The sequence below is a fragment of the Lysobacter avium genome (genome assembly GCF_015209745.1).
In the GTDB taxonomy this organism is placed as follows: Bacteria; Pseudomonadota; Gammaproteobacteria; order Xanthomonadales; family Xanthomonadaceae; genus Novilysobacter; species Novilysobacter avium.
On sequence record NZ_CP063657.1, the window covers coordinates 2,232,043 to 2,242,507 of the forward strand.

At 68.4% G+C, this 10,465-nt stretch carries 11 protein-coding genes; 8 read left to right on the top strand and 3 right to left on the bottom strand.

The genetic code is table 11. The features are described from left to right. Positions 1–27: 27 nt before the first annotated feature. The gene (locus tag INQ42_RS10100) at positions 28–942 is read left to right on the top strand and encodes a LysR substrate-binding domain-containing protein (protein ID WP_194034150.1); all 915 of its coding nucleotides are present in this window, start codon (positions 28–30) and stop codon (positions 940–942) included. 29 nt (positions 943–971) lie between these two features. Here INQ42_RS10100 and INQ42_RS10105 read toward each other — a convergent pair whose 3' ends face one another. Beyond that, positions 972–1,241 carry a putative signal transducing protein gene (locus INQ42_RS10105; protein WP_194035855.1) on the bottom strand — a complete coding sequence of 90 codons (270 nt, stop codon included), beginning with the start codon at positions 1,239–1,241 and terminating at the stop codon, positions 972–974. Between the two features lie 129 nt (positions 1,242–1,370). On the opposite strand from INQ42_RS10105, the gene INQ42_RS10110 reads away from it, so the two are divergent. From INQ42_RS10110 to INQ42_RS12945, 4 genes are all read left to right on the top strand, one after another. Further along, positions 1,371–3,125, top strand: coding sequence for a glutamine--tRNA ligase/YqeY domain fusion protein (locus tag INQ42_RS10110; RefSeq protein WP_194034151.1), 1,755 nt, complete (start codon positions 1,371–1,373; stop codon positions 3,123–3,125). A gap of 50 nt (positions 3,126–3,175) precedes the next feature. After that, positions 3,176–3,751 carry a nucleoside deaminase gene (locus INQ42_RS10115; RefSeq protein ID WP_194035856.1) on the top strand — a complete coding sequence of 192 codons (576 nt, stop codon included), beginning with the start codon at positions 3,176–3,178 and terminating at the stop codon, positions 3,749–3,751. Positions 3,752–3,753: 2 nt separating this feature from the next. Further along, positions 3,754–4,827, top strand: coding sequence for a 23S rRNA (cytidine(2498)-2'-O)-methyltransferase RlmM (gene rlmM / locus INQ42_RS10120; protein ID WP_194034152.1), 1,074 nt, complete (start codon positions 3,754–3,756; stop codon positions 4,825–4,827). A 115-nt stretch (positions 4,828–4,942) separates the two neighbouring features. Continuing rightward, the gene (locus INQ42_RS12945; RefSeq protein WP_228062485.1) at positions 4,943–5,689 is read left to right on the top strand and encodes a hypothetical protein; all 747 of its coding nucleotides are present in this window, start codon (positions 4,943–4,945) and stop codon (positions 5,687–5,689) included. Between the two features lie 30 nt (positions 5,690–5,719). On the opposite strand, the gene INQ42_RS10130 is transcribed toward INQ42_RS12945, so the two are convergent. Next, positions 5,720–6,934: an FAD-dependent oxidoreductase gene (locus tag INQ42_RS10130; RefSeq protein ID WP_194034153.1), complete on the bottom strand. Its 1,215-nt coding sequence runs from the start codon at positions 6,932–6,934 to the stop codon at positions 5,720–5,722. Further along, positions 6,931–8,259: a 2-octaprenyl-6-methoxyphenyl hydroxylase gene (gene ubiH, locus INQ42_RS10135; RefSeq protein ID WP_194034154.1), complete on the bottom strand. Its 1,329-nt coding sequence runs from the start codon at positions 8,257–8,259 to the stop codon at positions 6,931–6,933. Before ubiH ends, INQ42_RS10130 begins: the two co-directional genes overlap by 4 nt. A gap of 41 nt (positions 8,260–8,300) precedes the next feature. On the opposite strand from ubiH, the gene INQ42_RS10140 reads away from it, so the two are divergent. The 3 genes from INQ42_RS10140 to INQ42_RS10150 are packed head-to-tail and all read left to right on the top strand — an operon-like array spanning position 8,301 to position 10,390. After that, entirely contained in the window at positions 8,301–8,876 is a 576-nt protein-coding gene (locus INQ42_RS10140) for a DUF6580 family putative transport protein (RefSeq protein WP_194034155.1), read from the top strand. 9 nt (positions 8,877–8,885) lie between these two features. Next, positions 8,886–9,440, top strand: a complete 555-nt coding sequence (locus INQ42_RS10145) for a cob(I)yrinic acid a,c-diamide adenosyltransferase (RefSeq protein WP_194034156.1) — start codon at positions 8,886–8,888, stop codon at positions 9,438–9,440. Positions 9,441–9,466: 26 nt separating this feature from the next. After that, a complete protein-coding gene (locus INQ42_RS10150; protein ID WP_194035858.1) occupies positions 9,467–10,390 on the top strand; it encodes a histone deacetylase family protein in 924 nt (307 codons plus the stop codon). Positions 10,391–10,465: the final 75 nt, after the last annotated feature.

Genomic DNA, 10,465 nt, shown 5'->3' on the forward strand with positions numbered 1-10,465 from the left:
CGGCGGCAGCGGGCCTGGAATCCCCGGATGAACCTTCGCGACCTGAAGTACCTCGTCGCCCTGGCCGAACACCGCCACTTCGGCCGCGCCGCAGCGTCCAGCTTCGTCAGCCAGCCCACCCTGTCCACCCAGATCCGCAAGCTGGAAGAGGAGCTGGGCGTGACCCTGGTGGAGCGCGCACCGCGCAAGGTGATGCTGACCCCCGTCGGTCGCGACATCGTCGAACGCGCCCGGCGGGTGCTGGCGGACGTCGACCAGATGGCCGAGATCGCTCGCCGCAGCCAGGATCCCGACGCCGGCTCGATTCGTCTGGGCATGTTCCCCACGCTGGGGCCCTACCTGCTGCCGCACGTGCTGCCGGGCCTGCGGGAGAAGTTCCCGCGCCTGGAAATGCTGCTGGTGGAGGAGAAGACCGACGCGCTGCTCGAGCGCCTGCGCGAGGGACGGCTGGACGCCGCGCTGCTGGCACTGCCGATCCACGACGACCAGCTTCACGTGGAGACCCTGTTTGAGGAACCCTTCCTGCTCGCGGTTCCACGCCAGCACGCGTTGGCCAAGCGCAGCTCGCTGGCCATCGACGACCTCGACCGGATCCCCTTGCTGCTGCTCGAGGAAGGCCATTGCCTGCGCGACCAGGCGCTGGACGTGTGCCGCCTGACCGGCGCGGGCGAGCGCGACGGCTTCCGCGCGACCAGCCTGGAAACCCTGCGGCAGATGGTCGCCGCCGGGGTGGGACTGACCCTGCTGCCGGCGCTGTCGGTGCAACCGCCGATGCCGCCGTCGCCGGACATCGCGCTGTTGCCTTTCGAGGGCGAGTCGCCGCACCGCACGATCGCCATGGTCTGGCGCAGGAGCTCGGCGATGGCCTCGTTGCTGGAGCGCATCGCCGGCCAGCTGCGTGAACTGCCACCCGGTTTGCTGCTGCCGCCGGCGGAATCGTAGAAACTGCGCGGAACTCCGCCGCCGATCACTCAGCCCGCCGGCGCTGCCCCATCCAGCCAGTCAATCTGGTCGTCTTCGAGCGAAACGGGATTACCGAGTTCCAGCGCGTCGATCACCTCGCGCGCCTGGGTCCACGCCGCTTCCGGCACGCAGACCTGGACCAGACCGAACATCGGCAACTCGCCCATGCCGCCCAGCAGGGCCTCGCCCTTGACGAAAACCGGGATCCCGGCCGCTTCCAGCGCGTGGCGCACCAGGTGGGCATCGATGATGCCGGCGGCTTCGTAGACCACCCGCATCATGGGCGCGCTCCGGGGCGGAGAAAATGATCGCTTTGCATCCCGCCACCATACGCTGCCGCGCGTGAGCGCCAGCAGTCCGGCGACACCGGCTAGACTGGTCGCTTCCCCACGCCGATCCCGCGCCGCATGTCCGACCCGACCGCCTCAGCATCCATTCCTCCGGCCGACGAGCCGATCAAGCAGGACTTCGTCCGCCAGATCGTCCGCGACGACATCGCCAGCGGCAAGCACACGGCAATCAAGACCCGCTTCCCGCCCGAGCCCAACGGCTACCTGCACATCGGTCACGCCAAGGCGATCTGCCTGGACTTCGGCATCGCCGACGAGTTCGGCGGCGTGTGCAACCTGCGCATGGACGACACCAACCCCTCGCGCGAGGACATCGAGTACGTCACCGCGATCCAGGAGGACGTGCGCTGGCTGGGCTACGAGTGGAACGAGCTGCGCCATTCCTCGGACTACTTCGAGGTCTTCTACCTGGGCGCGGAGAAGCTGATCGAGCAGGGCGATGCGTTCGTCTGCGACCTCACCGCCGAGCAGGTGCGCGAGTACCGCGGCAGCCTGACCGAACCCGGCCGCGAATCGCCTTGGCGCAACCGCAGCGTCGAGGAAAACCTCGACCTGTTCCGGCGCATGCGTGCCGGCGAGTTCGCCGAAGGCGCGCACACCCTGCGCGCAAAGATCGACATGGCCAGCGGCAACATCAACCTGCGCGACCCGGCCATCTACCGCATCCGCCACCTGGCCCACCAGAACACCGGCGACGCCTGGTGCATCTACCCGATGTACGACTACGCGCATGCGCTGGGCGACGCAGTGGAAGGCATCACCCACTCGCTGTGCACGCTGGAGTTCGAGGACCACCGGCCGTTGTACGACTGGTGCGTGGACCGGGTCGACTTGGCCGGCCACCCCGAATTGCTGCGCCCGCTGACGGGGCAGGGCATGCCGCTGGAGGCCGCCAAGCCGCGCCAGATCGAGTTCTCGCGCCTCAACATCAACTACACCGTGATGAGCAAGCGCAAGCTGATGGCGCTGGTGCAGTCCGGCCTGGTCGACGGCTGGGACGATCCGCGCATGCCCACGCTGCTGGGCCTGCGCCGCCGCGGCTACACGCCCGCGTCGCTGCGCCTGTTCGTCGAGCGCCTGGGGGTGAGCAAGGTGAACTCGGTGATCGATTTCTCGGTGCTCGAAGGCTGCTTGCGCGAGGATCTGGACGTCAGCGCTGCACGCCGCATGGCCGTCATCGACCCGCTGAAGGTGACGCTGACCAACCTGCAGGACGGTCACAGCGAGTCGCTGGAGTTCCCCAACCATCCCAAGGACGAGTCGTTCGGCACCCGTCAGGTCCCGTTCTCCAATCGCCTGTGGATCGAGCGCGACGATTTCGCCGAAGTGCCGCCGAAGGGCTTCAAGCGTCTGGTGCCCGGCGGCGAGGTCCGCCTGCGCGGCGCCGGCATCATGCGTTGCGATGAAGTCATCAAGGACGCGGACGGCAACGTCATCGAGCTGCGCTGCACGCTCGACCCGGAATCGCGGCCCGGCATGGAAGGCGCCAACCGCAAGATCAAGGGCACCATCCACTGGGTCAGCGCCGAGCACGCGGTGGCCACCGAGATCCGCCTGTACGACCGCCTGTTCTCGGTCGCCGATCCGGACGACAACAGTGACGGCAAATCCTACGAGGACCACCTCAATCCCGAATCACGCCGCACCGTCACGGGCTATATCGAGCCGGCCGCGGCGGACGCGACGCCCGAGCAGTCCTGGCAGTTCGAACGCCTGGGCTATTTCGTCGCCGATCGCCACGACCACAGCCCGCAGCGCCCCGTGTTCAACCGCAGCGTCACCCTGCGCGACATCTGGGCAGCCAAGGCGTGACCGATTCACGGCTGCAGCACCCTGCGCAGCCTGCCAAGGAGTTCCAGCCGATGCTGTACGCCCAGGTGCACCTGACCCTGCCCGCGTGGATTCACGAGGGCATCGACACCAGCGCGCCCTATCCTGGCGATGAGGCGAAGGTCGCCCTGGCAATCGAGCTGTCGGCACGCAACATCGAAGCGCGCAGCGGCGGCCCGTTCGGCGCGGCGGTATTCGGCCCCGATGACCGCATCATCTCGGTCGGCGTCAACCGGGTGATTCCACAGACCTGCTCGCTCGCCCACGCCGAAACGATGGCCTACATGCTCGCCCAGCAGCGCACCCAGCGCAGCCGCCTGAACGAGAGCGAGCCCGGCGTCCGTGCTGGACCGGTCACCCTGGCCACCTCGGCGCAGCCGTGCTGCCAGTGCTACGGCGCGACCATCTGGGCCGGCGTGGACCGCTTGCTGATCGGCGCCCGCAGCGAAGACGTCGAAGCGCTCACCGAGTTCGATGAAGGGCCGTTGCCGGGCGACTGGGTCGGCGAACTGACCCGCCGCGGCATCGACGTCGTGCGTGACATCCAGCGCGACGCGGCCTGCGACGTGCTGAAAGACTATGCCCGCTCCGGCGGGGCGGGCTATTGACGATGACCGATGCCCTGTTTTGCTGGTGCCGCGCGGGGTTTGAACCCGAACTGGCCGCCGAACTCACCGAGCGCGCCGCCCTGGCCGGCCACCCCGGCTATGCCCGCGCCGAACGCGGCAACGGCTACGTCGAGTTCATCGCCTCCGGGGCGCGTGCGTTGGCGATGGCCTTGCCGCTGGAGCGGATCGTCTTCGCCCGCCAGAAGCTGCTGCGCCTGGCCGACCTGCCCGGCCTGAACCCCAGCGACCGCATCACGCCCATCATGCAGGCCCTGGACGCCCTGAAAGAACAGGGCGAAGTGGCGCCGGGGATGTTCGGCGAGCTGTGGGTGGAGCATCCCGATTCCGACGACGGCAAGACCCTGGCCGGGCTGGCCCGCAGCTTCGGCAACGCGCTGCGTCCGAGCCTGCGCAAGGCCGGCTGGCTGAGCGCGAAGGACGACCCGCGCCGGCCGCGCCTGCATGTCGCCTTCCTTGGCGGGCACCACGTCGTGCTCGCCACCAGCGATCCGCGTGACAGCTCGCCGTGGCCCCTGGGCATTCCGCGCCTGCGCATGCACGCCGAGGCGCCCAGCCGCTCGGCCCTGAAGCTCGAGGAGGCGTTCCTGACCCTGCTCGACGAGCGCGAACGCGGGCTCCTGCTTCGCGACAACATGCAGGCGGCCGATCTGGGCGCCGCGCCCGGGGGTTGGAGCTGGGTCCTGATGCGCCACGGCATGCTGGTCACCGCGGTCGACAACGGCCCGATGCGCGAGCAGCTGCTCGACAGCGGCCGGGTCGAGCACGTCAGGGCGGACGGCTTCCAGTGGCAGCCGCGGCGACCGGTCGACTGGATGGTCTGCGACATGGTCGAGCAGCCGCGCAAGGTCGCCGACCGCATGGCGACCTGGTTCCGTGAAGGCTGGTGCAAGCAGGCGGTGTTCAACCTCAAGCTGCCGATGAAGAAGCGCTGGGAGGAGACGCGTATCTGTCTGGAAGCCTTCGAGCTGCAGACCCACCGGCCGATGACCATCCGCGCACGTCAGCTTTATCACGATCGTGAAGAGATCACGGTTCTGGCGATGCCCTCGCGTTGAGGTTCGCCGACGCGCGCCGTCGGATCCGTTCAGGCAAGCCGCCTGTTTATTGACGTCGGATTAACCCGTGGCGCCGCACGCTTTTTGCCTCCCCCGCAGACTGTGAGGTGGCACCATGAAAATGCAAGCGAGCCTGCTCGGCCTGGCCCTTGTCACCGCAATGGGCGTATCCGCAACCGTCACCGCGCAGGATGCCCGGCTTGATCCCCAATCCAGGGTCGACGCCGCCAATGCAGCAGAACAGGCAGTTGACGACGCGCATGCCGCCAGGGACGCCGCCGAGATTGCAGGGGAGGCCGCGCGCGAAGCGAAAGCGATGGAAGCCGGTGCGCTGACCGCCCATGGCGCCGCGATCGCCGCGGATGCAGCCTCCGTCGCCGACCAGTCCGCCGTGGAGGCGCGCGAAGCGTCCAATCTGGCTGGACAAGCGGCAAACGAGGCGCTTGGAGCAAAGAGCTACGCGGACGTAGGCAACCAGCCCGAACGCGCGGTGGCCGAGGCACGCGATGCCGCGACCGAGGCCGAACGCGCCGGCAACCTCTCCGCTGATGCGGCCGCCAACGCAGCAGCCGCGGCCGCCGCAGCCGAAGACGCGGCTGCGATGCTGCCGGCACCGCCGGTCTCCGAAACCCTGATCGTTGCCGAAGTGGTCGAGCCCGAGGTGACCATCGTCTCCCAACATCCCGATTCAATCGTGGGTGAGTACCACGTCGACTTCGCGGCGATGGATACCAACGATGATGGCGTCATCGACGCCGCGGAAGCCTCCTCGAACCCGACACTGACCGCGGAATTCAAGGCGGTCGATACCGATAGGGACGGCAAGCTCAGCAAGGCCGAGCTCAAAGGTTGGACCCGCTGAAGCAATCGGCGCGCCGCGCTGCGCGGGACGCTAGAGGCCGGCCGCGTGGCGCCACAGGGCCCGCGTAAGGGGTGGCGCCCGGCCCGCCAGCGCCAGCAATTGCCCACGCACCAGGGTCGGCATCAGGGAATCATTGGAAAATACGAGATTGATCGCCTCGAACGCGTAGGCCGATACCGCAGCGTCGCTGCGGCGCTGGCGGTTCCAGCGCGTCAATCGGTGCGATGCGCCGACATCGTCATCGCGCCGGGCGCCATCGCGCGGTGCGGACGACGCCAGGGTCGCCAGGAGAGCATTGATATCGCGCAGGCCCAGATTGACGCCCTGACCTGCCAGGGGATGGACCGCGTGGGCCGCGTCGCCGACCAGCACCATCCGCCCACTGAGCTGCGTGCCCGCCAGCTGCCGCCGCAGCGGAAACGCCGCCCTGCGCGAGACGCCGGTCAGCTCGCCCAGAGGCCCATCGAAGGCACGCGAGAGTTCGCCCAGGAACGCAGCGTCATCGGCCGCCAGCAGACGCTCGGCGTCCGCGTCCGGGAGGCTCCAGACAATCGAACTGCGCGGGGTGCCGTCATCGGCATCGGCGAAGGGCAGGAACGCCAGCGGGCCGCCGGGGAGAAAGCGCTGCCAGCAGGTCGACTGGTGCGATCGGGAGTGACGGATGAAACCCACCAGACCGCGCTGGCCGTACTCGTGGCGCGGCGCGTCGATTCCGGCCATCTGCCGCAGCTGTGAGTCGGCGCCGTCGGCGGCCACCACCAGCCGGGCGCGTAACCGATTGCCGGACGCCAGCGTCAGGACTTCGCTGCGATCATCCTCGTTGTGCTCCCGCGCGGTGACCTTGTCGGGGCAATGCAGTTCCACCCCGGCGCCCAACGCGGCCTTCCAGAGTCGATCGATCAAAAGCCCGTTCTCGAGGATCCAGCCCAGATCGCGCCGCCCAAGGCGGTCGGCGTCGAAGGCCAGCGTGCCACCACCTGCTGCATCCCACACCTGCATGCGTCGATACGGCTGGGCCCGGGCACTACGGATCGCTTCCCATACGCCGAGGCGTTCCAGCAGCTCGATGTTGTCAGGGGCAACGGCGAACACGCGCAGGTCAGGCAGGTCGTGGCGCCACGGCGCTGGCTCGCGGCCCTCGACCAGCGCGACCTGCCAACCTTGCCGGGCGAGCTCGAGCGCTGCCGCGGTACCGACGACCCCGGCACCCACCACCACCGCATCCAGCACGCCGCGGCGACTCATGATTGCGCTCCGTCCCGGCGGCACAGCGCGGGCACATCGGCCCGGTAACCCAGCGCGCCCGCCACCACCTCGGCCTGCAACGAGGGCAAGCGGTCGATCGCCAGCAGGCCAATGCTGCGCAGCGGTCGGAGCAGCTCGGAAGGGTTGGCCGTCAGGCGCGCCAGACCATCGGAAAATTCCAGCGTCCGCCGCCGGTCTTCCGCGCGCGCAGCGACATAAGCGGACAGCAGCTCGGCGTCACCGCAATCGACCGGCGCCGAGGCGTCGCGCGCGTTGCTGATCAGCTCGGCCAGCGTCAGGGCATCCCGCAGCCCCAGATTGAAACCCTGGGCGCCCAAGGGGTGAATGGTCTGGGCGGCGTTCCCGACTAGGACGACGCGCTCACCGACCTGTCGATCAGCCAGCACGCGCACCAGCGGATAGGCGACCCGCGGACCGCAGGCCAGGAAGCGCCCGGCGCGCCAGCCGAAGGCTTCCTGCACCCGACCTAAAAAGCCTGCTTCATCCAGGGCCGCCACAGCGTCGGCCTCATCGCGCGCGACAGCATGGACCAGTCCGTAGTGGCGATCGCCACGGGGCAGCAGTGCGGTCGGACCGTCATCGCCCAGACGCTCGTAGGCGGTGGCGTCGGGAGCACGGTCGGTCCGCAGCCGGGTGACAAAAAGTGTCTGCCGGTAATCGTGCTCACTGGTGCCGATGCCCAGCGCGCCGCGAACGGCGCTGCGGGTGCCGTCGGCACCCACCACCAGCCGCGCCAGCACGGTGCGCTCACCGTCGCCTTCCGCCAGCCGCACCGCCCTGCAGCCGCTCTGGGCGGTCTCCGCAAACCCCAGGAAACGCGCCGGGCGGTAGCGATGCAGTTGCTGCAGTCCCGACAGGCGCTTCTCCAGCGCATCCCCGAAGTCGCGCGCGACCACCACCCTGCCGAACTCGCTGCGATCGTGGTTGGCAGCTTCCAGAACGCTGCGGCCGAAATCACCGCGGCGGCTGACATGGATCCGCTTGATCGGACCGCCTGGAGAGGCAAGCTCCTGCATCACTCCCAGCGCGGTCAAGGCGTTGACGGTCGCCTCGGCAAAGCTGAGGTTGCGCTGGTCGAACACGCTGGTATCGGAGGGACCCGGAGCGACCGCTTCCACCAGCCCGACGTTGATCCCCAGCGGCTCCAGCGCGATCGCAAGGCTGGAGCCGACCAGCCCGCCGCCGATGATCAGAACGTCATGGATGACCGGCGCCTCAGCGGTGCCCGCAGCGGCGTCGCCTGCGGCATTCGCCGCGTTGCCGGGGATGGGTGCGGATTCGGGGGATCGGGACGATGCGGCCATTGCGCTATGCTAACGGCTCCGTCGTTCCACACCCAGCCACGATGAAAAATTCCGATTCCCGCTCCCTGCTGACTGCCGGCCCGCTTGTGCTCGTCGCACTGATCGTGCTCGCCGCGCTGACCCGGGTCCTGCCGCACCCGCCCAACTTCTCGCCGATCACCGCGATCGCGCTTTTTGGTGGGGCGTATTTCGCCAACCGCAGCTGGGCGTTGCTGATGCCCCTGATCGGCCTGTTCGTGTCCGACCTGGTCCTCGCCGGCGTCAACGGCGGCCTGTATGCCAGCTGGTTCAGCGGCGCCGGCATCTGGGTCGTCTACGGCTGCATCGTGCTGACCACCGTGATGGGCTTCGGGATGCGGGGCAAGGTCAGTGGCGGCTCGGTACTGGGCTACTCGCTGGCCGGGTCGATCCTGTTCTTCCTGGTAACCAACTTCAGCGTGTTCGCCTTCGATGCCATGTATCCCAAGACCGTCGCCGGGCTGACCGCCGCCTACGTTGCCGGCATTCCGTTCTTCAAGTGGAGCGTGCTGGGAACGCTGTTCTATTCGGCGGTCCTGTTTGGCGGCTTCGAACTGCTGCGCTCGCGCGTGCCTTCGCTGCGCCCGCAAACGGTCTGAGCCGGCGCCATGGGCAACCGTCTTTCCCGGATCTACACGCGCACCGGTGACGATGGCAGCACCGGCCTGGGGGATGGCAGCCGGACCGGCAAGGACTCGGCCCGGGTCAACGCGTACGGCACGATCGACGAGGCCAATTCGACCATCGGCCTGTTGCTCGCGGTGGAAGTGCCGGATGCGATACACGACCTGCTGGTCTCGATCCAGCATCAACTGTTCGACCTGGGCGGGGAACTCTGCATCCCCGGCCATGCGGCGATTACCGCCGCGGACGTGGACCGCCTAGAACAGCATCTGGACGCGTTCAACGAAGACCTGCCGCCGCTGAAGGAGTTCATCCTGCCCGGCGGCGGCGAGGCCGGCGCGCGTTGCCACATCGCGCGCACGGTGGTCCGCCGCGCCGAGCGCGCGACGGTCACCCTTGCGCGCGAGGAGCCGGTCCGTCCCGAGGCGATCCGCTACCTGAACCGGCTGTCGGACCTGCTGTTCGTCCTGGCAAGGGTCCTCGCGCGCGGTAGCGGCCACGGTGAAGTGGTGTGGAACCACGAGCGCCGGAAAGGCTGATCGTCGTGGGCAAACGCGCACCGCTGTTGCGCCTGTATACGCACCCCACCTGCCTGGAACATCGACCCGGACCGGGGAACCCCGAAAGTCCTGCGCGCCTGGAGGCCGTGGTGGAAGCCATCTCCGCGCGTTGGCCCAACGAGCGGTGGCACCACGCGCCTGCGGCCACCCGCGAGCAGATCATGCGGGTGCATCGCGCTGATCTGGTCGCCCTGATACTCGACAGCCGCTTCCAGGATGCCGACGACACACTCCATATCGATCCCGACACGGTGCTCGGCCCGGGCTCCGCGGACGCGGCACTGCACGCCGCCGGAGCAGGAATCCACGCGGTGGATGGTGTACTGGGCGGCCAGGCCCGACGTGCGTTCTGTGCGGTACGCCCGCCAGGCCACCATGCAACATCGATGCAGGCGATGGGTTTCTGCCTGTTCAACAACATCGCCCTGGCCGCCGAACACGCGATCTGGGTCCACGGCTTGACCCGCGTCGCCATCGTTGACTTCGACGTGCACCACGGCAACGGCACCGAGGCGATTTTTGCCGCGGATGCCCGCGTGCTCTATCTCTCCACGCATCAATCGCCCTTGTTTCCCGGCACCGGCGCAGCCGGCGACGTCGGCATCGGCAACGCGATCAATCGTCCCCTGGCGCCGCAGACCGGCAGCGGGGCGTTTCGCGGACTCTGGTCGGGCGACCTGCTGCCCGCACTGGCGGCGTTCCGCCCGCAGCTCGTCCTGGTATCGGCCGGGTTCGACGGCCATCGACGTGACCCGCTTGCCGACCTGCAGCTGGACGCGGACGATTTCGCCTGGTTGACCGGTGAACTGCTAGCGATCGCCGAACGCCACGCCAGTGGGCACCTCGTCTCGATGCTGGAAGGTGGTTACGACCTGAAGGCGCTCCAGGAGTGCGCGATTGCCCACGTCGACGCGCTGCTTGAAAACTGAAGACGGCGCAAACATGAACGCTGAACCAGTGCGGACCTGCACCGCGTCGTTGCCGCGCTCCGGGCGATGCGGCAA